This window comes from Streptomyces sp. NRRL S-646, from assembly GCF_000720765.1.
Classification (GTDB): Bacteria; Actinomycetota; Actinomycetes; order Streptomycetales; family Streptomycetaceae; genus Streptomyces.
Genome location: NZ_JODC01000027.1, coordinates 12060 through 36908, shown reverse-complemented (window position 1 = coordinate 36908; position 24849 = coordinate 12060). Strand labels below are relative to the sequence as shown.

The following is a 24849-nucleotide window of genomic DNA, read 5'->3' as shown; positions in this document are numbered from 1 at the left end:
CGCCCTACTTCGTCACCGCGTCCAGCGCGTCCACCGTGCCCCAGCCGTAGAAGCCGTTGTAGTTCCTCGGCCCCTCACACACCGCGTCGACCTTGCCGTCCCCGTCGAGGTCGTAAGGGTCGGTGCACGCCGTGCTGTCGGCCTCGGCGTACAGCAGGGCCTTCACCAGGCCGGCCGAGGCATGTGGATGGGTTGACTTGATCAATGCGGCGACCGCTGCCACATGCGGCGAGGCCATCGACGTACCGGCCATGTAGCCCCACTTGCCACCCGGCAGAGTGCCCAGGATCAGACCGCTGGTGGCCGGCGGGGCCGGTGCCTGGTATCGGGTCGAGTCGCCGCCCGGAGCGGCCACGTCGATGATGCCCAGACCGTGGTTGGAGAACGACGACTTGATGCCCTTCGCACCGGTCGCCGCCACGGTCACCACACCCGGCAACTGGGTCGGTATGTCAAGGCACTTGGCCGGATCGACCACCCGGTCGGAGGGGGTGCCGTCGTTCGGCGAGGACGGGTCCGTGATCGAGTCGGACGCCAGGTCGTAGTTCTCGTTGCCGGCCGCCGCGACGTTGACCGTGCCCTTCCTCTCGGCGAACCGCGCGGCCCGGGTGACGGCGTCCACGAGCGCCTTCTGGTCCGGGTCGTCGGTGCAGTTGAAGTACCAGGGATCGGTGTAATAGCTGTTGTTGGTGACGTCCACGCCGTGCTCGGCCGCCCACACGAAGCCGCAGACCACGGCCTCGGTGTAGAAGTAGCCCTGCGGGTTCGCCACCTTGATGCCGGCGACCTTCACGCCCGGAGCGACACCGGTCATGCCGACGCCGTTCTTCGCGGCCGCGATCTCGCCCGCGACGTGTGTGCCGTGCGGGCTCTCCGAGGCGCTGGGGCGCCAGGCGCCGTCGGTCGTGTCCGGCTTGCCCGACACACAGTTGACCGAGGCGCTCCGGTTGAAGTTCGGCGCGATGTCGGGGTGCGTGTCGTCGACGCCGGTGTCGATCACGCCGACCGTGACCTTCGGGCTGCCCAGCGACTTCTCGTGCGCCTTGTCCGCCTTGATGGCGGCGAGATCCCACTGCAGGGGCTCCAGCGGGTCCTGCCCGTCGGCGGCCTGAACGCCCTTCAGCTCCTCGGCCGTGAGTGCCTTCGGCGCGCCCATGTCGGTCGTCGACTGGGCGGGCAGTGGCGCGTTGCGGGTGTTGCCGGCCGACTCCACCCCGTGCACCGTGCGGATGGTCCTGGCGAAGCCGGGGTTCGCCGAGTGGACGACGATCACGCCGATCTCGTCGTACGACGTCACGATCGTGCCGCCGGCCTCGGCTATCGCCTTCTTCACATACGCCGAAGCGCCGTGTCCGGGGCGTACGTTGACGACGTAGCTGAGCGAGCTCGCGTCGGCGGCGGCGGCGGTGGTGGCCGCCGGCGCGCTGTCCGCCGCCGCGGCCGTGCCGTTCGGCAGGAACGCGAGGGCCGTCGCCGTCGCCATCCCGAGCGGGATCGCGATCGTGCGGCGGTAGCGCGGGTGAGGCGCTGTCATGTGTCGGTGTCTCCAGTTCGTTCGCGGTGCGAGCGGGGGGGCGGACCGTGCCGGAGGTCCGGGGCGGCGCGGTCCCTGTCACCGCGCCGCCCGTGCAGGCACTGGGTCTACTTCACCGCGCGCAGCGCGTTGACGATACCGAAACCGTAGAATCCGTTGATCCGTTTGCCGCCCACGCAGGTGGCGTCCACGACGCCGTCGCCGTCCCCGTCGTACGGGTCGGTCGGGCAGCCCGGGTTGTCGGCCTGCGCCTTGAGGAGGGCCTGCAGCTGGGCCGGAGTCGCCCACGGATGCGTCGACTTCAGCAGCGCGGCGACGGCCGCGACGTGCGGTGTGGCCATCGACGTGCCCTGCAGGAAGCCGTACGAGTTGTTCGGCATCGTGGAGAGGATGCGGCCGTTCTTCGACGGCGTGTCGGGGATCTTGTACTTGTCGCCACCCGGCGCCGCGACGTCGATGACACCGTCGCCGTAGCTGGAGTAGTAGGACTTGGCGCCCGTGACACCGGTCGCGCTGACCGTGACCACACCCGGCAGCTGGGTCGGCACGTCGAAGCACTTGTGCGGGTCGACCGTCCGGGTGACCGGCGTCGAGTCGTCGGGGCTCGAGGCGTCGACGAGGGCGTTCGAGTCGAGGTCGTTGTTGGAGTTGCCCGCAGCGGCGACATTGAGCGTGCCCTTGCGCTGTGCGTACAGCTGGGCCCTGTTGACCGAATCAACAATGGCACGTTGATCGGGGTCGTCCATGCAGTTGTACTGCCACGGATCAACGTAGTAGCTGTTGTTGGTCACCTCGACGCCGTGGTCGGCGGCGAACACGAAGGCGCACACGACGCTCTCGGGGAAGAACAGCTGGTTCGCGTCCGGCTGGGCCACCGTGATGCCGGAGACCTTCACGCCGGGTGCGACCCCCGCGACACCGATGCCGTTGCGTGCCGCGGCGATCTCGCCCGCCACATGGGTGCCGTGGTAGTGGTCGGCGTCCACCGGCCGCCAGGAGCCGTACGTCGTGTCCGCCTTGCCGCTCACACAGTTCGCGGACTGCGAGGCGGAGAAGTTCGGGGCGATGTCGGGATGGGTGTCGTCGACGCCGACGTCGATCACGGCGACGGTCACCTTCTTGCTGCCCGGGTCGACCTCGGCCGCCTTGTCGGCGCCGATCGCCCTGAGGTCCCACTGGTCGGCCTCGAGCGGCTCCTCGCCGGCCGTCGAACTGCCCGCGATCTTCGCGGCCTCGGCCTTGGAGAGGTACTGGACCGCCCCCTCGTCCGTCGTACCCGCCGCGGTCACCGGCGAGGTGCGCGAGGCCCCCGCGGACTGCACGCCGGGCGCCTTGCGTATCTCCTGGGCGAAGGCGGGGTTCGCGGAGTGGACGACGATCACGCCGATCTTGTCGTACGCCACGACGACGGTCCCGCCGGCCTTGGCTATCGCCTTCTTGACCGACTCGATCGTGCGGTGGTCCGTCTTGGTGTTGACGAGATACGCGAAGTTTTCCGCGTCGGCCGCCTGTGCCGTGGACTCCGTGCGCGGGGCGGCGTGAGCGGCCGCCGGCAGGAAGCCGAGCGAGGCGGTCAGCGACAGCACGACCGGTACGGCGAGTGCGAGCCGGCGTCTGGAACGCAGATGAGCCATGGGGTCTCCACATCATCCGGAAACGAAACCGCCCGAGACGCAGATGCTGCTCGGGCAGGTACATGACGGGCGGTGCAGGCCGAAGCTATCTCCCGAAGTCACCGGCCAGCAATGAGTTGCCCAAGGTGAGTTCGGAAACAGGTCAAGGGAGTTGAACCTGTCCTCGCGTGGCGCCGTGACCTTGGACAGGGAGCACGAGGACACTCGCCCCCGATCCCCGTCACAACCGCATCCGCAACGCGAGGAGACTCCGTGGCCACCGAGACACCGCCCCCCTCGAAAACCCAAGCCCGACTGCCCTCCACCGAGGAGTTCGTCGCGGAGCAGGAGAGTGCGGAGTTCGGTGAACTGCGCCGCTCCCACCGCTCCTTCGCCTTTCCGCTCACCGTCGGCTTCATCGCCTGGTACCTGCTCTACGTCCTGCTGTCGAACTTCGCGGACGACTTCATGGGGACCAAGCTGTTCGGCAACATCAATGTCGCCCTGGTGCTGGGTCTCGCCCAGTTCCTCACCACGTTCCTCATCGCCTGGTGGTACTCGCGGCACGCCGCGACCAAGCTCGACCCCAAGGCCGAGGCGATCAAGTCCCGTATGGAGGGCGACGCATGAGCATCGCGCAGCAGACCGTGCTGGCCGCGGGTGAGGCCAGCGAGCACCGGCCGCTGATCATCACCCTGTTCTCGGTGTTCGTCGCCGCCACCCTCGTCATCACCATCTGGGCGGGCCGCCAGACCAAGGACGCCGCCGACTTCTACGCGGGCGGACGGCAGTTCACCGCCTTCCAGAACGGCCTCGCCGTCTCCGGCGACTACATGTCCGCCGCGTCCTTCCTCGGCATCGCGGGCGCGATCTCGCTGGCCGGCTACGACGGCTTCCTGTACTCCATCGGCTTCCTGGTCGCCTGGCTGGTCGCGCTGCTCCTGGTGGCCGAGCCCCTGCGCAACTCGGGCCGGTACACCATGGGCGACGTCCTCGCCTACCGGATGCGCCAGCGGCCCGTCCGCACCGCGGCCGGCACGTCCACCATCGTGGTCTCGATCTTCTATCTGCTGGCGCAGATGGCGGGCGCGGGAGTGCTGGTCTCGCTGCTGCTCGGCATCACCAGCGACGCCGGCAAGATCGGGATCGTAGCGCTGGTCGGCGTCCTGATGATCGTGTACGTCACCATCGGCGGCATGAAGGGCACCACCTGGGTCCAGATGGTCAAGGCCGTGCTGCTCATCGCGGGCGCCCTGCTGCTGACCTTCCTGGTGCTGCTGAAGTTCAACTTCAACATCTCCGACCTGCTCGGCAAGGCCGCCGACAACAGCGGCAAGGGGTCGGCCTTCCTGGAGCCCGGCCTGAAGTACGGCCTCACCTCGACGTCCAAGCTGGACTTCATCTCCCTGGGCATCGCCCTGGTGCTGGGCACCGCGGGCCTGCCGCACATCCTGATCCGCTTCTACACGGTGCCCACCGCCAAGGCCGCGCGTAAGTCCGTGAACTGGGCGATCGGCCTCATCGGCGCCTTCTACCTGATGACCCTCGCGCTGGGCTTCGGCGCCGCGGCTCTCATCAAACCGGACGAGATCATCGCCTCCAACAAGGCGGGCAACACGGCGGCACCGCTCCTGGCCCTGCACCTGGGCGGTGTCGACTCCAACTGGGGCGCCATCCTGCTCGCCTCCATCTCGGCGGTCGCCTTCGCCACGATCCTCGCGGTCGTCGCGGGCCTGACCCTCGCTTCCTCCTCGTCGTTCGCCCACGACATCTACGCGAACGTCATCAAGAAGGGCGAGGCCACCGAGAAGCAGGAACTGCGCGCGGCCCGCCTGGCCACGGTCGGCATCGGGGCCGTCTCCATCGTGCTCGGCGCCATGGCCCGCGATCTGAACGTGGCCGGCCTGGTCGCCCTCGCCTTCGCGGTCGCCGCCTCCGCCAATCTGCCGACCATCCTCTACAGCCTCTTCTGGAAGCGGTTCACGACGCAGGGAGCCCTGTGGTCGATCTACGGCGGCCTGATCACGGCGGTCGGTCTGGTGCTGTTCTCGCCCGTCGTCTCCGGCAAGGAGACGTCGATGTTCCCCGACGCCGACTTCCACTGGTTCCCGCTGGAGAACCCGGGCATCATCTCGATCCCGGTCGGCTTCCTGCTGGGCATCCTCGGCACCTACCTGTCCAAGGAGGAGCCCGACAAGGGCAAGTACGCGGAGCTGGAGGTCCGGTCCCTCACCGGCACCGGCGCCCACTGAACCCACCGAAAACACACTGAGCACGCCCTCTGAGCGGCCGCGTCGTAGGGATCTACGACGCGGCCGCGCCATACCTCGTGGGATCGGGCCGCTGTCGTTGTCGGTGGCGTCACGTAGGCTCGCAGGTGACGGGAAATGATGGAGCCGTACTGATCCGTTACGAGGGAGGGGGCCCACGTGCTCATCGACACCTACGGCCGAGTGGCCACCGACCTGAGGGTCTCGCTGACCGACCGGTGCAATCTGCGATGTACGTACTGCATGCCCGAAGAGGGCCTGCAGTGGCTGGCCAAGCCCGACCTGCTCACCGACGACGAGATCGTCCGCCTGATCGACATCGCCGTCACCTCCCTGGGCATCAAGGAGGTCCGCTTCACCGGCGGTGAACCCCTGCTGCGCCCGGGCCTGGTCGGTATCGTCGAGCGGGTCGCCGCGCTGCAACCGCGCCCCCAGATGTCACTGACGACGAACGGCATCGGACTCAAGCGCACGGCGACGGCCCTGAAAGCAGCGGGCCTGGACCGGGTGAACGTCTCCCTCGACACGCTCCGCCCCGGCACCTTCAAGACCCTCACCCGCCGGGACCGGCACAAGGACGTCATCGAGGGCCTTCAGGCCGCCCGCGACGCAGGCCTGACCCCGGTCAAGGTCAACACGGTCCTGATGCCGGGAATGAACGAGGACGAGGCCCCGGACCTGCTGGCCTGGGCGGTGGAGCACGACTACGAACTGCGCTTCATCGAGCAGATGCCCCTGGACGCCCAGCACGGCTGGAAGCGCGAGGGCATGGTCACCGCGGGCGACATCCTGGCCTCGCTGCGCACCCGCTTCGACCTGACTCCGGAGGGTACGACCGAGCGCGGCTCGGCCCCCGCCGAGCGCTGGATCGTGGACGGCGGCCCGGACCGCGTCGGCGTCATCGCCTCCGTCACCCGCCCGTTCTGCGCGGCCTGCGACCGCACCCGCCTCACCGCCGACGGCCAGATACGCACCTGCCTGTTCGCTCAGGAGGAGACGGACCTGCGCGCAGCCCTGCGCTCCGACGCCCCCGACGAGGAGATCGCCCGCATCTGGCGACTGGCCATGTGGGGCAAGAAGGCGGGAGCGGGCCTGGACGACCCGTCGTTCGTCCAGCCGGACCGCCCGATGTCGGCGATCGGCGGCTAGGGGCCGTAGGGAACCTAGGCTTCCTGGGAGGACTCCCATTCCTTCAGCAGGACCACGTCCTTGAGGAAACCCCGTACTCCGAGGAACTGGGAGAGATGCTCCCGGTGCTCCTCACAGGCCAGCCACGTCTTGCGCCGCTCCGGCGTGTGGATCTTCGGGTTGTTCCACGCGAGCACCCACACGGCATCGGTACGGCAGCCCTTGGCGGAGCAGATCGGGTTCTCGTCACTCACAGGTTCGTCTCACAACCGGGCTGAACGAGGCGCTGAAAAGGCGCCGAACAAGGCGACGCCGAGCAGCCACGGGGGGAGCTGCCCGGCGTCGGTCTGTCGCTCCGACGGGGGATGCGGAGCGCCTACGAAGTATGTCACGGGTAACCCGTCGCCCGGCACCGGAACAACATGATTGATCTGAGCTTTTCTTGAGCTTTGTGCGGAGCCGACTTCCGTTTGCGACCCTTCCGACGTGGTCATGCCCGGTCGTGCGGCTCGCTTCGTGCGCCCGGTGCGGGCTCGGCCGCGACATCTTCCGGGACCGGCTCCGCGAAACCGTCGTTCGTCCGCGGCGGCGCAATCATCGGACGCATCGGGACACTCACGAACGTCGACGGAAGCGACGGCGCATTCTCCCGGCCCGCGTTCGCGATCACCACGGCGATGTAGGGGAGGACCGCTCCTAGGACCAACGCCACGATCGCGACGTGCCGTTCGACGTTCCACAGCGAGGCCGCGAGGATCACCGACACCGTACGGATCGACATCGAGATGACGTACCGGCGCTGCCGGCCGCGCACATCCTCGTCGAGACTCGCCCGAGCCCCGGTGATCCGGAACACCTGGCTGTTGCCGACGCCATGCTGCTTCCGCATCACATTCCACCATCCGCCCGCATCGGACCGTCCCCGTCCCCGTGCCCGGTCCGCCCCCGGTCGGGGGACGGCGCCCGGACACCTCAACGTTACGCCGCGCCTGCGCCGCCTACGAGACCGGGTCACCTCCTGCCTGGCCGAACGGCCTCGGCCGTAGCGCGTACGGCGGCGCCCGGCATGCGCCGTACGGTGCCCGGGCCGACACTGGGCGCAAGGCTCACGTCGAGCCGTACGAGGAGGCAGCCATGGGCTGGTTGTGGGCCATCATCGTGGGATTCGTACTGGGCCTGATCGCCAAGGCGGTCATCCCCGGCAAGCAGCACAGCCCCCTCTGGCTGACCACCATCTGCGGCATGCTCGGCGCGATCGCAGGCAACGCCGTGGCCCGAGCAGTCGGCGTCGACTCGACCCGAGGCATCGACTGGAGCCGGCACGCCTTCCAGCTGGTGGCCGCGATCATCATCGTCTTCGTGGTCGACATGGCGTACATGGCAACGCTGGGCAAGCACAAACAACGGGCGTGAGCACGGATACGGCGAAGGGCGGCCCCTCGGCTGAGGAGCCACCCTTCGGTGGTACTAGGCGCCGGTGACCTCGACGGCCGCGAGGTTCTTCTTGCCCCGGCGCAGGACCAGCCAGCGGCCGTGCAGCAGATCCTCCTTGGCGGGGACGGCGTCCTCGGACGCGACCTTCACGTTGTTCACGTACGCCCCGCCCTCCTTCACGGTCCGCCGCGCAGCCGACTTGCTGGCCACCAGCCCGACCTCGGCGAACAGGTCCACCACCAGGCCGGGCTCGGCGACCTGGACATGCGGTACCTCGGAGAGGGCCGCGGCCAGCGTCTTCTCGTCGAGCTCCGCCAGCTCACCCTGCCCGAAGAGGGCACGGGACGCGGCGATCACCGCGGCCGTCTGGTCGGCGCCGTGCACCAGCGTCGTCAGCTCCTCCGCCAGCGCGCGCTGGGCGGCCCGGGCCTGGGGACGCTCCTCGGTCTGCTTCTCCAGCTCCTCGATCTCCTCGCGGGACCTGAAGCTGAAGATGCGCAGGAACTTGGAGACGTCCCGGTCGTCCGCATTCAGCCAGAACTGGTAGAAGGCGTACGGCGTGGTCATCTCGGGGTCGAGCCAGACCGTGCCGGACTCCGTCTTGCCGAACTTCGTGCCGTCGGCCTTGGTGATCAGCGGCGTGCCCAGCGCGTGCACCACGGCGTCGGGCTCGACCTTGTGGATCAGGTCGGTGCCGGAGGTGAGGTTGCCCCACTGGTCGCTGCCGCCGGTCTGCAGAGTGCAGCCGTAGCGCCGGTACAGCTCCAGGAAGTCCATGCCCTGCAGGATCTGGTAGCTGAACTCGGTGTAGCTGATGCCCTCCTGGGACTCCAGGCGCCGGGCCACGGCTTCCTTCGCGATCATCTTGTTGACGCGGAAGTGCTTGCCGACGTCCCGCAGGAACTCGATGGCCGACATCCCCTGGGTCCAGTCCAGGTTGTTGACCATGACCGCGGCGTTCGGACCCTCGAAGTCCAGCAGCGGGGCGATCTGCGCGCGCAGCCGCTCGACCCACTGGGCGACGATGTCGGGCGCGTTGAGCGTGCGCTCGGAGTTCGGCTTCGGGTCACCGATCAGGCCGGTGGCACCCCCGACCAGGCCCAGTGGACGGTTGCCCGCATCCTGGATCCGGCGCATCGTCAGGATCTGCACGAGGTTGCCGAGGTGCAGGCTGGGCGCGGTCGGGTCGAAGCCGCAATAGAACGTGACGGGACCGTCCGCGAACGCCTTGCGCAATGCGTCCTCGTCAGTGGAGAGGGCGATCAGCCCGCGCCACTTCAGTTCGTCGACGATGTCCGTCACGGTTCTCGTATCTCCTTGATGATCTTCGGGCAGTCGAACGACTACCGGCTACGAGGTTATACGCCCTGACTGACAGAGCTCATATTGAAGTCGGGCACCCGCAGCGCAGGCATCGCAGCCCTAGTGAACCAGTCGCTCCACTCCCTCGGCAGCGTCTTTTCCGTGCGCCCCGCCTCCGTCGCCCGCCCGAGCAGGTCGACCGGCGACTCGTTGAAGCGGAAGTTGTTGACCTCGCCGCTCACCTCGCCGTTCTCGACGAGGTAGACGCCGTCCCTGGTCAGGCCGGTGAGCAGCAGGGTGGCCGGGTCGACCTCGCGGATGTACCAGAGGCAGGTCAGCAGCAGTCCCCGCTCGGTGTCCGCGACCATCTCCTCCAGGGAGCGGTCGTCACCGCCGGTCAGGACGAGGTTGTCGATCGCGGGAGCCACCGGCAGCCCGGTCAGGCCCGCGCTGTGCCGGGTGGTGGTCAGGTGGGCCAGCTCGCCCTGCCGTACCCACTCGGTGGCCGCGAGCGGCAGGCCGTTGTCGAACACCGACTGGTCGCCGCCGGAGGAGTGCGCGATCACGAAGGGCGCCGACTCCAGGCCCGGCTCGTTCGGGTCGCTGCGCAGAGTCAGCGGCAGCTCAGTGAGCCGGTCGCCCACGCGGGTGCCGCCGCCCGGTTTGGAGAACACTGTGCGGCCCTCGACCGCGTCCCGGCCGGACGCCGACCACATCTGGTAGATCAGCAGGTCCGCGACGGCGGTCGGCGGCAGCAGCGTCTCGTACCGTCCCGCCGGCAGTTCGATCCGCCGCTGAGCCCACCCGAGGCGTACGGCGAGTTCCGCGTCCAGCGCGGCCGGGTCGACGTCCTTGAAGTCGCGCGTGGAGCGGCCCGCCCAGGCCGAGCGAGTACGGTCCGGCGACTTGGCGTTGAGCTCCAGCGTCCCGTTGGGCTGGTCGTGCCGCAGGCGCAGGCCCGTCGACGTGCCGACGTAGCTCGTCACGAGTTCGTGGTTGGCGAACCCGTACAGCTCGCGGCCGCCCGCACGCGCGCGTGCGAACGCCTCACCGAGCGTCGGCGCGAAGTCGGCGAACACGGTCGAGGAGGTCTCGGCGGGCGCGTCCACGAAGTCCGGCGACTGTGCGACGCCCGTGACCAGCGGCTGCGCGTCCTCAGCCGGCCCGGCGCCGCGTGCGGCGGCCTCGGCGGCCCGCACCAGGGGCTCCAGCTCATCCACTGTCACGGCCGAACGGGAGACGACACCCGAGGCGGTGCCTTCCTTGCCGTCGACCGTCGCGACGACCGTGAGGGTACGCCCGCGCGTGACGCCGTTCGTGGTGAGCGCGTTGCCCGCCCAGCGGAGGTTGGCGGTCGAGTGCTCGTCGGCGATGACGACACAGCCGTCGGCGGTGGACAGCTCCAGCGCCCGCTCGACGATCTCGTGCGGCTTGTTGCTGCGGGCGCTCATCGACCGGCCTCCTGCGTGGTGTTCAGAATGTTGACGCCCTTGAAGAGCGCGGACGGGCAGCCGTGCGAGACGGCGGCGACCTGGCCCGGCTGGGCCTTGCCGCAGTTGAAGGCACCTCCGAGGACATACGTCTGCGGGCCGCCCACCGCGGCCATCGAGCCCCAGAAGTCGGTGGTGGTCGCCTGGTACGCGACGTCCCGCAGCTGCCCGGTGATCCGCCCGTTCTCGATCTTGAAGAACCGCTGACCCGTGAACTGGAAGTTGTAGCGCTGCATGTCGATCGACCATGAACGGTCACCGACGACGTAAATGCCCCGGTCCACCCCGCCGATCAGGTCCTCCGTCGCCATCCCGGCCGGATCCGGCTGCAGCGACACATTGGCCATGCGCTGCACCGGCACGTGTCCGGGGGAGTCGGCGAACGCGCACCCGTTGGACCGCTCGAACCCGGTCAGCTTGGCGATCCGCCGGTCGAGCTGGTAGCCGACGAGCGTGCCGTCCTTCACCAGGTTCCAGGACTGGCCCTCGACGCCCTCGTCGTCGTAGCCGACGGTCGCAAGGCCGTGCTCGGCCGTGCGGTCGCCGGTGACGTTCATCAGCTCGGAGCCGTACCTCAGCTTGCCGAGCTGGTCGAAGGTGGCGAAGGAGGTGCCGGCGTAGGCGGCCTCGTAGCCGAGGGCACGGTCCAGTTCGGTGGCGTGGCCGATGGACTCGTGGATGGTCAGCCACAGGTTGGAGGGGTCGACGACCAGGTCGTACAGGCCCGCCTCGACGCTCGGTGCGCGCATCTTCTCGGCGAGCAGCTCGGGGATCTGCTCGAGCTCGCTCTCCCAGTCCCAGCCGGTGCCGGTGAGGTACTCCCAGCCGCGTCCGACGGGCGGCGCGATCGTCCGCATCGAGTCGAACTCGCCGCTCGACTCGTCGACCGACACGGCCGTCAGCTGCGGGTGCAGCCGCACGCGCTGCTGGGTGGTCACGGTCCCGGCCGTGTCGGCGTAGAACTTGTTCTCGTGCACGGTGAGCAGGGAGGCGTCGACGTGGTTGACGCCGTTCGCCGCGAGCAGCTGCGCGCTCCAGTCCGCCAGCAGGGCCGACTTCTCCTCGGCGGGCACCGAGAACGGATCGATCTCGTACGACGAGATCCAGGTCTTCTCGGCGTGCACGGGCTCGCCGGCGAGCTCGACCCGCTCGTCCGAGCCGGCCGCCTTGATCACCTGGGCGGAGAGCTTCGCCATCGCCACCGCCTGCGAGGCGACCTTGGCGGCGGCGTCGAGGCTCAGGTCCACCCCCGACGCGAAGCCCCAAGTGCCGCCGTGCACGACCCGCACCGCGTACCCGAGATCAGTGGTGTCCGACGAACCGGAGGGCTTGGCGTCCCGGAAGCGCCAGGACGCGCTGCGTACCCGCTCGAACCGGAAGTCCGCGTGCTCGGCACCCAGGGCACGCGCGCGTGCCAGCGCCGCGTCGGCCAGGGCCCGTAGGGGAAGTGCCGTGAAGGCTTCGTCGATGGTATGAGGCACCGAGGTCTCTCCTTGTTGTCGTGACCTGTGATCGGACCGGCGGTTGCTCCGATCATTTCGCGTGACCGGGCCGCGGACCACAGGTTTCGAGCCGCTACCGGGAACTTTCTGTAGGGACCCGACAGTGAGTCCCGTAAGCCACTGTCGGTGCCCGATTGTCCGCGGGAGCACCGGGACCGATAGGTTTTCGAGGAAGCCGCCTGTCATCCAGGTGTTCGGGCGGGGGGTATAAGACCGCTATCGAAAGGGTGATCCGTTGAGCCGCTCGGTTCTCGTCACCGGAGGCAACCGGGGCATCGGCCTCGCCATCGCCCGCGCATTCGCCGACGCCGGCGACAAGGTCGCGATCACGTACCGCTCGGGTGAGCCGCCGGCCGGCTTCCTTGCGGTCAAGTGCGACATCACCGACACCGAGCAGGTGGAGCAGGCCTACAAGGAGATCGAGGCCGAGCACGGCCCGGTCGAGGTCCTGATCGCCAACGCCGGCATCACCAAGGACCAGCTCCTGATGCGCATGTCCGAGGAGGACTTCACGTCCGTCCTCGACACCAACCTCACCGGCACCTTCCGCGTGGTCAAGCGCGCCAACCGCGGCATGCTGCGCGCCAAGAAGGGCCGCGTCGTCCTGATCTCGTCGGTCGTCGGGCTGTACGGCGGCCCCGGCCAGGCCAACTACGCCGCCTCCAAGGCCGCCCTGGTCGGCTTTGCGCGCTCCCTCGCCCGTGAGCTGGGCTCGCGCAACATCACCTTCAACGTCGTCGCGCCCGGCTTCGTCGACACCGACATGACCAAGGCGCTCAGCGACGAGCAGCGCGAGGGCATCGTCAAGCAGGTGCCGCTCGGCCGTTACGCGCAGCCGGAGGAGGTGGCCGCGACGGTGCGGTTCCTCGCCTCGGACGACGCCTCGTACATCACTGGAGCCGTCATTCCCGTTGACGGCGGACTGGGAATGGGTCACTGATCACCATGAGCGGAATTCTCGAGGGCAAGCGCGTCCTGATCACCGGTGTGCTGATGGAGTCCTCCATCGCCTTCCACGCCGCCAAGCTGGCCCAGGAGCAGGGTGCCGAGATCATCCTGACCGCGTTCCCGCGGCCCACGCTGACCGAGCGCATCGCCAAGAAGCTGCCCAAGCCCACCAAGGTCATCGAGCTCGACGTCACCAACGACGAGCACCTGGGCCGCCTTGCCGACCTGGTCGGCGAGGAGCTCGGCGGCCTCGACGGCGTCGTGCACTCCATCGGCTTCGCCCCGCAGGACGCGCTCGGCGGCAACTTCCTCAACACGCCGTTCGAGTCGGTGGCCACGGCCATGCACGTCTCGGCGTACTCCCTGAAGTCGCTGACCATGGCCTGCCTGCCGCTGATGCAGAACGGCGGCTCGGTCGTCGGCCTCACCTTCGACGCGCAGTTCGCCTGGCCGCAGTACGACTGGATGGGCCCGGCCAAGGCCGCCCTGGAGGCCACCAGCCGCTACATGGCGCGCGACCTGGGCAAGCAGAACATCCGCTGCAACCTGGTCTCCGCGGGCCCGCTCGCGTCCATGGCCGCCAAGTCCATCCCGGGCTTCAGCGACCTGGCCTCCGTGTGGGACAGCCGCTCCCCGCTGGAGTGGGACCTCAAGGACCCGGAGCCGGCCGGCAAGGCCATCGTCGCCCTGCTGAGCGAATGGTTCCCGAAGACCACGGGCGAGATCGTCCACGTGGACGGCGGCCTGCACGCCATCGGCGCCTGACGCTGCCGCTGAGCCTCGGCCGACACCGAGGGCCCGCACCCACGCCGGGTGCGGGCCCTCGGCGCGTCCGCCGTACCCGGCGCGAGGGCGGGAAGCACCGTGGCGGTGCTGGATGTCTGCGGATCGCGCGTTGTCCGTGGCTGGTCACTCCCCCACTCTCGACTTCGCTCGAGCGGAGGGACCCCCATCGCGGCGGAGCCGCCTGTCGATACGGCTTCGCGCCCCTTGAGGGGGCGCAGCCATCGCCGGGATGTCACCCGTTCGGCCTATCCGGCCGGGCGGAGCCGGGACTCAACTGCGCACTCTGGATTACGTGTTCAGTACGTGATTCCTCCCCAGCACGGCCGAGGAGGTCCCCTTGTGCGCATCTTCCGCAACCTGGCCTCGGTGACCGTCGCCGTCGCTCTCGTGATGTCCCTGCCGTACGAGGCGATGCCCCACGTGCGCGTGAAGCCCGGGAAGCCGCCGGGACCGCAGCTCTTCGGCGCGGAGTGCCGCACCAGGGTCACCGGCTCCCACGTGACCGCGTACTGCCACAACCCCTATCCGCAGACCGACGGCGTCAGCCTGCATGTCGAGTGCGCCCGCTGGTGGGACATCGACACCGACGGCACTCCGGTCGACACCTGGCCGGCGATGACCGTACGGCTCACCGGCCGGTGCTGGAAGGAAGTCGGCTCGGTGTGGATCAGTCACCAGAGGCGGTGAACCGTCCGGGACGGCACAGGAACGGATAGCTCGCCGCCTCCGCACCGGCCGCCTCGGCGTCGCCCTTGCGGATCGCGTCGACCAGGCGCGTGTGCTCCATGTACGTCTCGGGGGTGAGCTCCTGGCCGACGTCCTCGCGCAGCCAGTCCCGCAGCACCTCGCCGAGGTCCGCGTACATCGCGGTCATCACGTCGTTGTGCGAGGCCGCCACCACCGCCATGTGGAAGGTCGCGTCCGCCGTCACGAAGGTCTCCGTGTCGCCCGACCCCCAGGCCTCCTCACGCCTCACGAGCAGCGCGTCCAGCTGCTTGAGGTCCTTCTCCGTGCGCCGCCCGGCGGCGAGCCTGGCCGCCGCCGACTCCAGCGTGGAGCGCAGTTCGGCGATGTGCCGCGGGTCCGCGTCGGCGAAGCGACGGTGCATCACACCCGCCAGCTCACTCGTCGCCACGACATACGTGCCCGAGCCCTGACGGATGTCCAGCAGACCGTTGTGCGCGAGGGCGCGAACGGCCTCACGGACCGTGTTCCGGGCCACGCCGAGCTGCTCGACCAGCTCGGGCTCCGTCGGGATGCGGGAGCCGACCGGCCACTCGCCCGAGGTGATCTCGTGCCGCAGCGCGGCGATGACCTGCTCGGACAGCGCGGAACGGCGGGGATGACTCAGGGGCATGGCACACCTTCGCACGCGGTGGGCGGGTCCGGCCGACCCGGGGATGGACAACCAATCATCCTATGATTCTATGATGGACGGCATGGCACGTGAGGAAACCCGGACGACGACGTTCACGCCCGCGGCCGTTTCGGCCGCGGGCGAGCCCCGACGACCCGCCACGCGCGCGTGGACGACGAGACTGCTCGTGCTCGGCATCGTGCTGTCGGCCCTGAACCTCCGCCCCGCCATCACCAGCCTGGGCGCGCTCCTCGAAGAGGTCCGCGACGGGCTCGGCATGAGCGGCAGCGTGGCCGGCCTGCTCACCTCCGTGCCCCCGCTCTGCTTCGCCGTCTTCGGCGTCACGGCCCCGCGCCTGGCCCGCCGCTTCGGACCGGGCGCGGTGGTGTGCGCGGGCATGGTCGCCATCACCGCGGGCCTGCTCATACGGCCGTACGCGGGCGGCACGGCCGGCTTCCTGGCCGCCAGCGCACTCGCCCTCATGGGCATAGCGGTCAGCAACGTCCTGATGCCGGTCATCGTCAAGCGCTGGTTCCCGGACCGGGTCGGCTCCATGACCGGCCTCTACTCGATGGCGCTCGCCCTGGGCACCGCCGCGGCGGCCGCGGTGACGGTGCCCATGACCGAGGCGCTGGGCGGAAGTTGGCAGTCGGGACTCACGGTGTGGGCGGCCCTCGCGGCGGCTGCCGTACTGCCGTGGATCCCGTTCGTACGGCAGCGGGGTGCGGTGCCCGCCGAGCAGCCGGCCGGGCGGCAGGAGCACGCGCGCGTGGAGGCGCCCGCGCTGCGCATCACCCGGAGCCGCACCGCCTGGGCGCTCGCCGTCTTCTTCGGGCTGCAGGCCACCGCCGCGTACGTCACGATGGGCTGGATGGCGCAGATCTTCCGGGACGCGGGCGTGCCCGCGGGCACGGCGGGGCTGCTGCTCGCCGTCACGATGGTGATGGGTGTGCCGCTGGCCTTCGTCATCCCGCGCGTCGCCGCCAGGCTGCCGCACCAGGGGCCGATCGTGATCGCGCTCGGCGCCTGCGGTCTCGCCGGTTACGCCGGCCTGTACCTCGCACCTGCCGCCGGTGCCTGGGCCTGGGCGCTGCTGCTGGGTGTCGCCAACTGTGCCTTCCCGCTGGCCCTCACCATGGTCGGCATGCGGGCCAGGACCGGCGCGGGCGTCGCCCAGCTGTCGGCGTTCGCGCAGAGCACCGGCTATCTGATCTCCGTTCCCGGCCCGCTCCTGGTGGGTGTGCTGTACCAGCACAGCGGCGGCTGGGGACTGCCCATCGCGCTGATGGCCGCCCTGATGGTCCCGCAGATGGTCGTCGGCGTCCTGGCGGGGCGCAACCGCACGGTGGAGGACGAGGCGGTCCGCTGACCCCGGCCGAACCGTCGCGGGCGCCGGGTGCGAGACTTGCCCTATGCCAGTGCTCGACCCGAACCCCCAGAACGGCCAGAAGAAGATGCTGCTCGTCTTCGGCTCGTTCCTCGCCATCTTCGTGATCATCGCCGTCATCGCGACGATCGCCTCGCCGTGACCGTCCGCCGGCGGCCCGATGGTGGGGCTGGCACCACCATCCCCTAGGGGGTGAGTGTCAGGGTCAACTGGGTGGATCTCCGGATGGGTTGAGGGCTCCGGATTCCGTAACTTCGAAGTGTGACCGCGAGAGGCGGATCACCGCAGACTCGAAGACCAGCGGAGGCACCCATGTCGGCCCAGTCGCACACCCGGCCCCACCCGGCGACCACGGCCGGCGTCGACATCCGGCTGCCCTGGTGGGCCCTCGCCCTGCCGACGCTCGCCTTCATCGTGCTGCTCGCACTGATGCTGAACCCGTCGGACGCGCAGGCGGCGGCGGGCGACCCGGCGATCACCCACCTCTTCGAGCGGGCACAGCAGCTCATTGGCCGCTGAGCACCGGTTCGGCCGCCAGTCAACTCCCTGCGCCCCATGGCCTGTTTCATGCGAAGCTGGGACCCATGAGCGTCGCAGAACCCCGCAGGATCGTCCTCTTCCGGCATGCGAAAGCCGACTGGCCACAGGTGACCGACCACGAGCGCCCCCTCGCCGAGCGGGGCCGCACGGACGCCGCAGTCGCCGGACGCAAGCTGACCGACACCGGTATCCCCTTCGATCTGGCCCTCTGCTCCACCGCGATCCGGACCCGCGAGACCTGGAAGCTCGCCGTCCATGAGTTCCCGCACCGGCCGAAAACCGTCTACGAGGAGCGGGTCTACGAGGCCTCACCCGGCGAGCTGATCGCGCTGCTCAACGAGACCCCCGACGACGTGCAGAACGCCGTACTCATCGGTCACAACCCGGGCGTGCAGGGCCTTGCAGAGATCCTGGCCGGCTCGTCCGAGGGGGACGCCGGTGAGCGGATGAACCGCCGCGGGTTCCCGGCCGCCGCCTTCGCCGTCCTGTCCTTCGAGGGCCCCTGGAAGAGCCTGGAGCCGGGTGTGGCCACGCTGCTGGAGTACTGGGCGCCGACCGAGTAGACGACCCGGCGGAACCAGCAGGCGACCGACGAAGCGAGCAGGCGACACGACGACCGAGGGGCCCGGCACCACCATGGTGCCGGGCCCCCTCGACGTGCGGATATCGGCGACTACTGATCGTCGTGCGTGTCCGCCGCCTCGACCTCTTCGCGGGTGACGCCCAGCAGATACAGGACCGTGTCGAGGAAGGGCACGTTCACCGCGGTGTGCGCGGCCTCCCGTACGACCGGCTTGGCATTGAAGGCGACGCCGAGACCGGCCGCGTTGAGCATGTCCAGGTCGTTGGCGCCGTCGCCGATCGCCACGGTCTGGGCGAGCGGTACGCCCGCCTCCGCGGCGAACCGGCGCAGCAGGCGTGCCTTGCCCGCGCGGTCGACGATCTCGCCGGTGACCCTGCCGGTGAGCTTGCCGCCGACGATCTCCAGGGTGTTGGCCTGTGCGAAGTCGAGCCCCAGCCGCTCCTTCAGATCATCCGTGACCTGGGTGAACCCCCCGGAGACCACACCCACTTGGTACCCGAGCCGCTTGAGCGTACGGATCAGAGTCCGCGCCCCCGGCGTCAGCCGCACCTCACTGCGCACCTTGTCCACCACGGACGCGTCGAGCCCCTCCAGGAGCGCCACGCGCGCGTGCAGCGACTGCTCGAAGTCCAGCTCCCCGCGCATCGCGGCTGCGGTCACCTCGGCGACCTTGTCCTCGCAGCCTGCATGCGCCGCGAAGAGCTCGATCACCTCGTCCTGGATGAGCGTCGAGTCGACGTCCATGACGACCAGCCGCTGCGCCCGCCGGTGCAGCCCCGCCGCGACGACCGCCACATCGACACCCAGTGCCGCGGCGTCCGTCACCAGGGCGGTGCGCAGCGGTTCGGTCTCGACGCCGGACACCGCGAACTCGACCGCCGTGACGGGGTACTTGGCGAGGCGGAAAATGCGGTCGATGTTGCCGCCGACGGAGGCGATCTGCGCGGCGATCCGGGCGGTCGCCTCCGCCGTGAGCGGGTGACCGAGGACCGTGACCAGTGAGCGTCCGAGGCCGCGAGGGCGGTTGTCACCCCGCCCGGAGATGATCTCCGCCTGCATCTTCATCGACTCCGCCCAGCTGTGGACGGTGGCCCGCAGATCTCCCTCGAGCCCGTGGGGCGGCGGGGTCACGAGCGCGCACAGCGTGAGCCGGCCACGGGTGACGACCTGCTCGATGTCGACCACGTCGACGGAGTAGGCGGCGAGGGTGTCGAACAGTCCGGCCGTGATGCCCGGCCGGTCCTTGCCGAAGATCTTGACGAGGAGGGTGGGGACGTCAGAGGTCGAGGTCTGCGATGCGCTCATGGTGTATCCACCGTATCCGGCACCCAGTGCCGCCCGCCGCCGCGGTCCGCCTAGCGGACACGGAACAGTGGGTGTCGAACGAATGGCGAAAGCTTTACGGGCCGGCCACGACTGCACCGGCGGCATGGGTCGCTGCGGCTGTCGGCGGGTGCCCCGGGGCGGCGCACGTGTGCCGGTGAGCCGTATGAGTCCGGCGGCGGCGAGGCGTACGGGTCCCGCTCGGGGAAGCCGAGGCGCTGCTGCTGCCGGCTGCACTCGTCCTGCGACGGGCGCGGCCAGGCGCCGGGCTCGGGGCGCTGGTACTCCGAGGGGTAGGCGGGGCGGGCGGTGGGCAGCTGGTCGCCCGGGTCGCCGGCGAGCTGCTCGGGGCGGTTCACCCGTCGGTCGTCGGCGCGGTGGCGGCCGTAGCCGTCGTACTGCCCGGAGGGGAGCTCGGGCTCCTCGTAGCGCGGCTGGGGCGGGCCGGTGGCGTCGGGGGCACGTGTGGCGGGGGCCGGTTCCCTCGGGGCGGGTGTATCCGGCGGAGCGTCCTCCTCTGGCCGGCGGAAGACTCAGGGGTTGGTTATGCACCCCTGGTGGCCCGGCCAGCCCCAGCGACCCCCTCGACCTGGCGGCGCGCCCGAGTGGACGCCCGGCGGACATCGCAGAGCGGCATACGCACGTAGGACGGCCCGGTTCCGTCAGGTGGCGATGCGTCCTGCTCGGCGCCTCGCTTCGGCCGGCGGGAGGGCCTACCCGTCGGCCCACTACTGCATCGGCCGCATCCGCCGCACCAGCTGTCGGCGAGGTCCGCTTGCGGAGCGCTGTGCCGTACAGCCCGGTTTCGTCGGGGTCGGCGTATGCCCCTCTGCGGTCTGCCTCTGGCCGGCGGGAGTCGTGGAGGTCGCCGACCCCTGTCCCGGTCGCATCCGCTCTCGGTGGTCACCCTGAAGGGCACATGCGCGCCGGGCGTCCCGGTTCCCGCGGCGGCCGACGCGTATGGCTCAGCGGTCGTCCTTCGGCCTCCCCGGAGGGGGCGGGGGCTGGGGTGGGGGCGGGCCTTCGTTCGGACCGGGCTTCGGCCGCTTCCCGCGTCGGGGCGGCGGTGTCCGGGGCGGGGGGCTGCCCATCGGGCGGGCCACCGTCGGTGCGCCGTACATGTCGCTGTTGCCGGTAGCGGGCGGTGGCGAGCCGCCGGGGTCCTGGGCGTCGCCGGGCGGCCGTCCGCGTCCGGGGGCACCCGGCGGACCCTGCCGGGCCCCGTCCGGCGGACGCGCGTCCTCCGGCTCCCGCAGCTCGTCCGGCAGCTGCAGATACGGATTGGTGGTGGGATTCGGCGCCCGGTACGGCGTACTGGGCGTGTACGGCCCCGACGCGCCCCCGGCTTCGCGCACGTACTGCGGATACCCGGCATCCCCGGCCGGCACCCCCGCGACCCCGCCGCTCAGCGCCAACGGCGCCGCCCGCCGCCCCGCCGCCCCGGTCGCCCACGCCAGCAGCGCCCCGGCAGCCCCCGCTCCCGCGCCCCACAGGGCGCCCAGCAGCAGCGCCATGCCGAGGTGCCCGTGCAACTCGATCCCTGCGCCGAACGCATCGAAGCCCAGCACCGACAGCGAGGCGTCCACCGACACCTCCGTCAGCCACGCCAGCAGCGGCAGTGTCAGCGCCGTCACGACCCCCAGCCGCACCGCACAGCGCCCGGCGAACCCGAGGGCACCCGGACCTCGTACGCCCGAAGGACCCGCAGCCGGCGAAGCCGCGGCCACCACCGGCGTCCGCACCGCGGCCAGCACCCCCGCCAGCAGCATCATCAAGACCGCCGCCACCCCCAGCAGCCACACCCGCCCGTCCAGGTCCGCCAGCCGCCCCAGAGTCACCGACCGGTCGGTCTTCGCAGTGAGCAGGCTGTCGAGCGGATGCGGCAGGAACTTGGTCAGTACGCCCGTGGCCCTGCCGTCGAACGGCACGAACAGGCCGATGGGGATGCCCAGCCAGGTGCCGTTGGGCGCGCCCAGCAGCGCGGCCCCGAAGATCCGCTTGGGGTGGTCGTCGCCGATCGCCGCATACGCCCCCGCCGCGAGGCCCGCCACCACTGCCACCAGCAGCACCGTGACGATCGCCGATGCCGCCGGCCGTACGACCCGGTGCGCGGCCTCCCAGCCGTGTGGCAGGGGAGTGCGGCGCGAGGCCAGCAGGGCGATCAGCAGGATGCCGGCCGACCAGCCGAGCCCGCCCAGCAGCGTGGGCGCCGTGTCGACGGTGAAGCCGACCGCCGCCTTCGCCTGGATGAGGTTGCCGATGTTGTCGGGCAGCAGCCCGCCGATGTTCCCGATGTCGCCGAGACCGGGGATGTCGACGCCGCCCCCGCCGCCTCCGCCGGGCAGCTTGTCGAGCCCCAGCGAACCGCCGTCGATCGTGATGACGTCGTGCCCCGCCCAGGCCAGCCCGCCCAGCGTCGCCACGAACAGCGCGACCACCGCGCCCGCGCGCGCGAGGAGTTCGGCCGGCGCGATCACAACTCCCGCCGCCCGCAAGGACCGTAGGAAGAACCACGAGAGCAGGAGTGCGCCGACCAGGCTCACCCCCAATGGCGTGATCGTGACGGCCGTATGCGCCTGAGCGCCTTTCAGGCCGAACGCGGACACGTCCCCGGACGGTGTGACCGAACCACCCGCCCCAAGTGCCACCACCGCCGCGGTCATCGGCCCGAGCGAGCCAGACGCGTCCGCCTCCAGCAGATGCAGGCCGAGCGCCGCCGTGCCCGCCATCCCGATCAACGCCCAGCTCACGGAGGCGATCGCGGACAGCAGAACGTCCCCCCACGGCACCCTCGTGCCGCTCCTGACGGACTCGGCACTCGACGACGTACTCATGGACGCGCTCATGGCAGACCCCCCGATCCGCATTGCGGCACGGTGGCCGCGCAAGTCCCCCTCGCGTGGATTACCACTCTCCGGGGCGGTTTCAACCCCGTCAACGGAACCAGCCGATGCGTATGCGCGTGGTGGTGCACAAGGCCCGACTTTCGGTCAGGGGGGCGAGCCTGAAATAGTTCCCGACGATGTTCGACATCCCTAGACTCCCTGTGTTGGGGGTAACTCGGGGGACTACTCAGTGGGGCATGGAGTGCCGGAACTCGTACTGGAATTGAATGGACGTACCTGGACGCTCGACCCGTCCAGGCCGTACACCCTCGGACGCGATCCGCAGGGGGACATCGTGCTCGACGACGCCAGAGTGTCCTGGCGTCACGCCACGATCAGCTGGGGCGGCCGCAGTTGGGTCATCGAGGACCAGGGCTCCACCAACGGCACGTTCGTGCAGGGGCAGCGGATCCATCACATGGAGATCGGGCCCGGCTCGGCGGTGCACCTGGGCAACGCGACCGACGGCCCGCTGGTCAACGTCACCGGCGCGGCGGCCGCCGTCGCCCAGCCCCAGCAGCAGCCGTACGCCGCTCAGGGCGCCGGCCCCGGCTGGGCCCAGCAGACACCGCCGCAGCAGCAGGCCCCGCAGCCCGGCTGGCAGCAGCCGCAGCAGGCCGCCGCGCCGATCCCGCAGCAGCAGGGCCCCGGTGGTGGCGCGGGGGCGCCGCCGGTCTACGGCGACCGCAGCCCCACCACGTTCCACCAGTTCTCCATCGGCCGCGTGATGCGCATCGGCCGTGCCCTGGAGAACGAGCTGGTCGTCTCCGACCTGCAGGTCTCCCGGAACCACGCCGAGTTCCACTCGACGCCCGACGGCCGCATGGAGATCCGCGACCTCGGCTCGCACAACGGCACCTACGTCAACGGCCAGCCGATCCCCAAGGGCGGCTCGGCGCTGCTCGGCCCGACCGACATCGTCGGCGTCGGCCACTCCACGTTCCGGATCGTCGGCGACCACCTCGAGGAGTTCGTCGACACCGGTGAGGTGTCCTTCTCGGCCCGCCATCTGACCGTCACGGTCGATGGCGGCAAGCAGATCCTCAAGGACGTCTCCTTCGGCGTCCCGGAGAAGTCCCTGATCGCGGTCATCGGCCCGTCCGGCTCCGGCAAGTCGACCCTGCTCAAGGCGCTCACCGGCTACCGCCCCGCCAACCAGGGCGACGTCCTCTACGACAACCGCAACCTGTACAAGCAGTTCGCCGAGCTGCGCCAGCGCATCGGTCTGGTCCCGCAGGACGACATCCTGCACAAGGAACTGACCGTCAAGAAGGCCCTCAAGTACGCGGCCAAGCTGCGCTTCCCCGCCGACACCACCGGCGCCGAGCGCGAGGCCCGCATAGACGAGGTGCTGCGCGAGCTGAAGCTCGACATCCACAAGGAGAAGAAGGTCACCTCCCTCTCCGGCGGCCAGCGCAAGCGCGTCTCGGTGGCCCTGGAGCTGCTCACCAAGCCGTCGCTGATCTTCCTGGACGAGCCGACCTCGGGCCTCGACCCGGGCATGGACCGCGACGTCATGCAGCTGCTGCGCGGCCTTGCCGACGACGGCCGTACGGTCCTCGTCGTCACCCACTCCGTGGCCGAGCTGGCGCTGTGCGACAAGCTCCTGGTGATGGCCCCGGGCGGCGCGGTCGCCTACTTCGGCCCGCCGGAGGAGGCGCTGAACTTCTTCGGCTACGACACCTGGGCCGACGTCTTCTCCGCCTTCGAGAACTACCGCGACTACGACTGGGCGGGGCGCTGGAAGGGCTCGCAGCACTACCAGATGTACGCCGCGGACATCGACGCCGTTGCACCACAGTCCGTACAGATGCCTCCGATGCAGGCGATGAAGCCGCCGAAGCCACAGGGCTGGATGAGCCAGTTCGGCACCCTGGTGCGCCGCTATGTCTCCGTCATAGCCTCCGACAAGGGCTTCCTCGCCCTGACGGTGATCCTGCCGCTCGTCCTCGGCTCGGTGAGCCTGCTCATCGACTCGGGCAAGGACCTGCTGGTCAACACGGAGATCAACCCGACGACCCAGCAGCCGGTCCCGAACGGCACGGCCACCACGGTCCTGCTGATCCTCGCGGTCGGCGCCTGCTTCGCCGGCGCCGCGAACTCCGTCCGTGAGCTGATCAAGGAACGGGTCATCTACGAGCGGGAGCGCGCGACCGGCCTGTCCCGCTCCGCGTACCTGATGTCCAAGGTCTTCGTGCTCGGCTTCATCACGGTGCTGCAGGGTCTGATGGTCGGCATGATCGGCTTCGCCAGCCGGACGATCCCGACGGAGGGCCTGGTTCTCAAGAACCTCCCGCTGCTCGAGCTCACCATCCCGGTCATGGCCCTGGGCTTCACCTCGATGATGTTCGGCCTGATCATCTCCGCGCTGGTGAAGACATCCGAGAAGACCATGCCCCTGCTGGTCATGTTCGCGATCGTCCAGGTCGTCTTCACGGGCTGCCTCTTCGCCCTGAACGGCGCGATCGGCGTCAACCAGTTCTCGTACCTGATGCCGTCCCGCTGGGCCGTCGCCGCCGCGGGCGCCACGCTCGACTTCAACAGGATCAGCCCGCCCGGCAAGGGCAAGCCCAACGACCCGCTCTGGGAGCACACCGTGGGCGCCTGGAGCATGGACATGATCGCCCTGATCGCGCTCGGTGTGATCTGCGCCTTCTTCGTCGCCCGCTTCCTGCGCCGCCACGAGCCGGAGGTCATGCGCAAGTAGTCGCAGTCCTACGACGCTCTCGTAGGGCGTTCTCGTACGGCGCGAAGGGCGGCACCCATC

Annotated in this window: 22 protein-coding genes and 1 pseudogene; 12 read left to right on the top strand and 11 right to left on the bottom strand. The window is 70.0% G+C overall.

The features are described from left to right. Positions 1-4: 4 nt before the first annotated feature. Together IH68_RS0143710 and IH68_RS0143705 are read right to left on the bottom strand one after the other, a co-directional pair. On the bottom strand, positions 5-1534 hold the full coding sequence (locus IH68_RS0143710; protein ID WP_030947882.1) for a S8 family peptidase: 1530 nt from the start codon (positions 1532-1534) through the stop codon (positions 5-7). A gap of 107 nt (positions 1535-1641) precedes the next feature. Further along, positions 1642-3168 (bottom strand): S8 family peptidase, encoded by a 1527-nt coding sequence (locus IH68_RS0143705; RefSeq protein ID WP_030947880.1) that lies wholly within the window; start codon positions 3166-3168, stop codon positions 1642-1644. Between the two features lie 252 nt (positions 3169-3420). Here IH68_RS0143705 and IH68_RS0143700 point away from each other — a divergent pair, with 252 nt between their 5' ends. From IH68_RS0143700 to moaA, 3 genes are all read left to right on the top strand, one after another. Continuing rightward, a complete protein-coding gene (locus tag IH68_RS0143700) occupies positions 3421-3777 on the top strand; it encodes a DUF485 domain-containing protein (protein ID WP_030947878.1) in 357 nt (118 codons plus the stop codon). Continuing rightward, the gene (locus IH68_RS0143695; protein WP_030947876.1) at positions 3774-5399 is read left to right on the top strand and encodes a cation acetate symporter; all 1626 of its coding nucleotides are present in this window, start codon (positions 3774-3776) and stop codon (positions 5397-5399) included. The genes IH68_RS0143700 and IH68_RS0143695 overlap by 4 nt, the downstream gene beginning before the upstream one ends. Positions 5400-5576: 177 nt before the next feature. Next, on the top strand, positions 5577-6566 hold the full coding sequence (moaA, locus tag IH68_RS0143690; protein WP_030947873.1) for a GTP 3',8-cyclase MoaA: 990 nt from the start codon (positions 5577-5579) through the stop codon (positions 6564-6566). A gap of 14 nt (positions 6567-6580) precedes the next feature. Here the strand turns inward: moaA and IH68_RS0143685 are convergent, their stop codons facing one another. After that, positions 6581-6799, bottom strand: a complete 219-nt coding sequence (locus IH68_RS0143685) for a hypothetical protein (protein WP_030947870.1) — start codon at positions 6797-6799, stop codon at positions 6581-6583. Between the two features lie 236 nt (positions 6800-7035). Continuing rightward, complete coding sequence (locus IH68_RS0143680) at positions 7036-7434, bottom strand: DUF3099 domain-containing protein (RefSeq protein WP_030947868.1); 399 nt, start codon at positions 7432-7434, stop codon at positions 7036-7038. 245 nt (positions 7435-7679) lie between these two features. Between IH68_RS0143680 and IH68_RS0143675 the strand changes: the two genes are divergently transcribed. Further along, positions 7680-7958, top strand: coding sequence for a GlsB/YeaQ/YmgE family stress response membrane protein (locus IH68_RS0143675; protein ID WP_030947865.1), 279 nt, complete (start codon positions 7680-7682; stop codon positions 7956-7958). A 54-nt stretch (positions 7959-8012) separates the two neighbouring features. On the opposite strand, the gene tyrS is transcribed toward IH68_RS0143675, so the two are convergent. Genes tyrS through IH68_RS0143660 form a run of 3 tightly spaced genes read right to left on the bottom strand, consistent with a single transcriptional unit; the run spans position 8013 to position 12252 of the window. Continuing rightward, a complete protein-coding gene (gene tyrS / locus IH68_RS0143670) occupies positions 8013-9281 on the bottom strand; it encodes a tyrosine--tRNA ligase (protein WP_030947862.1) in 1269 nt (422 codons plus the stop codon). Positions 9282-9337: 56 nt separating this feature from the next. After that, entirely contained in the window at positions 9338-10732 is a 1395-nt protein-coding gene (locus IH68_RS0143665) for a metallopeptidase TldD-related protein (RefSeq protein ID WP_030947859.1), read from the bottom strand. Further along, positions 10729-12252 carry a TldD/PmbA family protein gene (locus IH68_RS0143660; RefSeq protein ID WP_030947856.1) on the bottom strand — a complete coding sequence of 508 codons (1524 nt, stop codon included), beginning with the start codon at positions 12250-12252 and terminating at the stop codon, positions 10729-10731. The genes IH68_RS0143665 and IH68_RS0143660 overlap by 4 nt, the downstream gene beginning before the upstream one ends. A gap of 256 nt (positions 12253-12508) precedes the next feature. Between IH68_RS0143660 and fabG the strand changes: the two genes are divergently transcribed. The 3 genes from fabG to IH68_RS0143645 all read left to right on the top strand — a co-directional run bounded on the left by fabG (position 12509) and on the right by IH68_RS0143645 (position 14694). Beyond that, positions 12509-13213, top strand: a complete 705-nt coding sequence (gene fabG, locus IH68_RS0143655; protein WP_030947852.1) for a 3-oxoacyl-[acyl-carrier-protein] reductase — start codon at positions 12509-12511, stop codon at positions 13211-13213. Between the two features lie 5 nt (positions 13214-13218). Next, on the top strand, positions 13219-13986 hold the full coding sequence (gene fabI / locus IH68_RS0143650; protein ID WP_030947849.1) for an enoyl-ACP reductase FabI: 768 nt from the start codon (positions 13219-13221) through the stop codon (positions 13984-13986). Between the two features lie 360 nt (positions 13987-14346). Further along, entirely contained in the window at positions 14347-14694 is a 348-nt protein-coding gene (locus tag IH68_RS0143645) for a hypothetical protein (RefSeq protein WP_030947847.1), read from the top strand. Here the strand turns inward: IH68_RS0143645 and IH68_RS0143640 are convergent. Further along, the gene (locus IH68_RS0143640; RefSeq protein WP_030947844.1) at positions 14675-15364 is read right to left on the bottom strand and encodes a FadR/GntR family transcriptional regulator; all 690 of its coding nucleotides are present in this window, start codon (positions 15362-15364) and stop codon (positions 14675-14677) included. The two genes, IH68_RS0143645 and IH68_RS0143640, sit on opposite strands and share 20 nt — an antisense overlap. A 70-nt stretch (positions 15365-15434) precedes the next feature. Here IH68_RS0143640 and IH68_RS0143635 point away from each other — a divergent pair, with 70 nt between their 5' ends. From IH68_RS0143635 to IH68_RS0143620, 4 genes are all read left to right on the top strand, one after another. Further along, complete coding sequence (locus tag IH68_RS0143635) at positions 15435-16733, top strand: CynX/NimT family MFS transporter (RefSeq protein WP_030947840.1); 1299 nt, start codon at positions 15435-15437, stop codon at positions 16731-16733. A 43-nt stretch (positions 16734-16776) separates the two neighbouring features. Then, positions 16777-16893, top strand: a complete 117-nt coding sequence (locus IH68_RS59290) for an SGM_5486 family transporter-associated protein (RefSeq protein WP_097262240.1) — start codon at positions 16777-16779, stop codon at positions 16891-16893. A 170-nt stretch (positions 16894-17063) separates the two neighbouring features. Next, positions 17064-17270: a hypothetical protein gene (locus IH68_RS0143625; RefSeq protein WP_030947837.1), complete on the top strand. Its 207-nt coding sequence runs from the start codon at positions 17064-17066 to the stop codon at positions 17268-17270. A gap of 65 nt (positions 17271-17335) precedes the next feature. Next, on the top strand, positions 17336-17854 hold the full coding sequence (locus tag IH68_RS0143620; RefSeq protein ID WP_030947835.1) for a SixA phosphatase family protein: 519 nt from the start codon (positions 17336-17338) through the stop codon (positions 17852-17854). 110 nt (positions 17855-17964) lie between these two features. Here IH68_RS0143620 and serB read toward each other — a convergent pair whose 3' ends face one another. From serB to IH68_RS0143610, 3 genes and pseudogenes are all read right to left on the bottom strand, one after another. Continuing rightward, complete coding sequence (serB, locus tag IH68_RS0143615) at positions 17965-19179, bottom strand: phosphoserine phosphatase SerB (protein WP_030947832.1); 1215 nt, start codon at positions 19177-19179, stop codon at positions 17965-17967. A gap of 155 nt (positions 19180-19334) precedes the next feature. Continuing rightward, positions 19335-19703, bottom strand: a pseudogene (locus IH68_RS58710) (chromosomal replication initiator protein DnaA); the annotation flags it as partial. Between the two features lie 459 nt (positions 19704-20162). Next, entirely contained in the window at positions 20163-22031 is a 1869-nt protein-coding gene (locus tag IH68_RS0143610) for a streptophobe family protein (protein WP_037886257.1), read from the bottom strand. A gap of 253 nt (positions 22032-22284) precedes the next feature. On the opposite strand from IH68_RS0143610, the gene IH68_RS0143605 reads away from it, so the two are divergent. Beyond that, positions 22285-24789, top strand: a complete 2505-nt coding sequence (locus IH68_RS0143605; RefSeq protein WP_030947827.1) for an FHA domain-containing protein — start codon at positions 22285-22287, stop codon at positions 24787-24789. The last annotated feature ends 60 nt before the right edge of the window (positions 24790-24849 follow it).

Excerpts from the sequence above, each read along its gene's own strand:
- IH68_RS0143710 (WP_030947882.1), bottom strand. The coding sequence starts at position 1,534 with ATGACAGCGCCTCACCCGCGCTACCGCCGCACGATCGCGATCCCGCTC.
- IH68_RS0143705 (WP_030947880.1), bottom strand. The coding sequence starts at position 3,168 with ATGGCTCATCTGCGTTCCAGACGCCGGCTCGCACTCGCCGTACCGGTC.
- IH68_RS0143695 (WP_030947876.1), top strand. The coding sequence starts at position 3,774 with ATGAGCATCGCGCAGCAGACCGTGCTGGCCGCGGGTGAGGCCAGCGAG.
- IH68_RS0143680 (WP_030947868.1), bottom strand. The coding sequence starts at position 7,434 with ATGCGGAAGCAGCATGGCGTCGGCAACAGCCAGGTGTTCCGGATCACC.
- IH68_RS0143675 (WP_030947865.1), top strand. The coding sequence starts at position 7,680 with ATGGGCTGGTTGTGGGCCATCATCGTGGGATTCGTACTGGGCCTGATC.
- IH68_RS0143665 (WP_030947859.1), bottom strand. The coding sequence starts at position 10,732 with ATGAGCGCCCGCAGCAACAAGCCGCACGAGATCGTCGAGCGGGCGCTG.
- fabI (WP_030947849.1), top strand. The coding sequence starts at position 13,219 with ATGAGCGGAATTCTCGAGGGCAAGCGCGTCCTGATCACCGGTGTGCTG.
- IH68_RS0143640 (WP_030947844.1), bottom strand. The coding sequence starts at position 15,364 with ATGCCCCTGAGTCATCCCCGCCGTTCCGCGCTGTCCGAGCAGGTCATC.
- IH68_RS0143635 (WP_030947840.1), top strand. The coding sequence starts at position 15,435 with ATGATGGACGGCATGGCACGTGAGGAAACCCGGACGACGACGTTCACG.
- IH68_RS59290 (WP_097262240.1), top strand. The coding sequence starts at position 16,777 with ATGCCAGTGCTCGACCCGAACCCCCAGAACGGCCAGAAGAAGATGCTG.
- IH68_RS0143625 (WP_030947837.1), top strand. The coding sequence starts at position 17,064 with ATGTCGGCCCAGTCGCACACCCGGCCCCACCCGGCGACCACGGCCGGC.
- IH68_RS0143620 (WP_030947835.1), top strand. The coding sequence starts at position 17,336 with ATGAGCGTCGCAGAACCCCGCAGGATCGTCCTCTTCCGGCATGCGAAA.
- serB (WP_030947832.1), bottom strand. The coding sequence starts at position 19,179 with ATGAGCGCATCGCAGACCTCGACCTCTGACGTCCCCACCCTCCTCGTC.
- IH68_RS0143610 (WP_037886257.1), bottom strand. The coding sequence starts at position 22,031 with ATGAGTACGTCGTCGAGTGCCGAGTCCGTCAGGAGCGGCACGAGGGTG.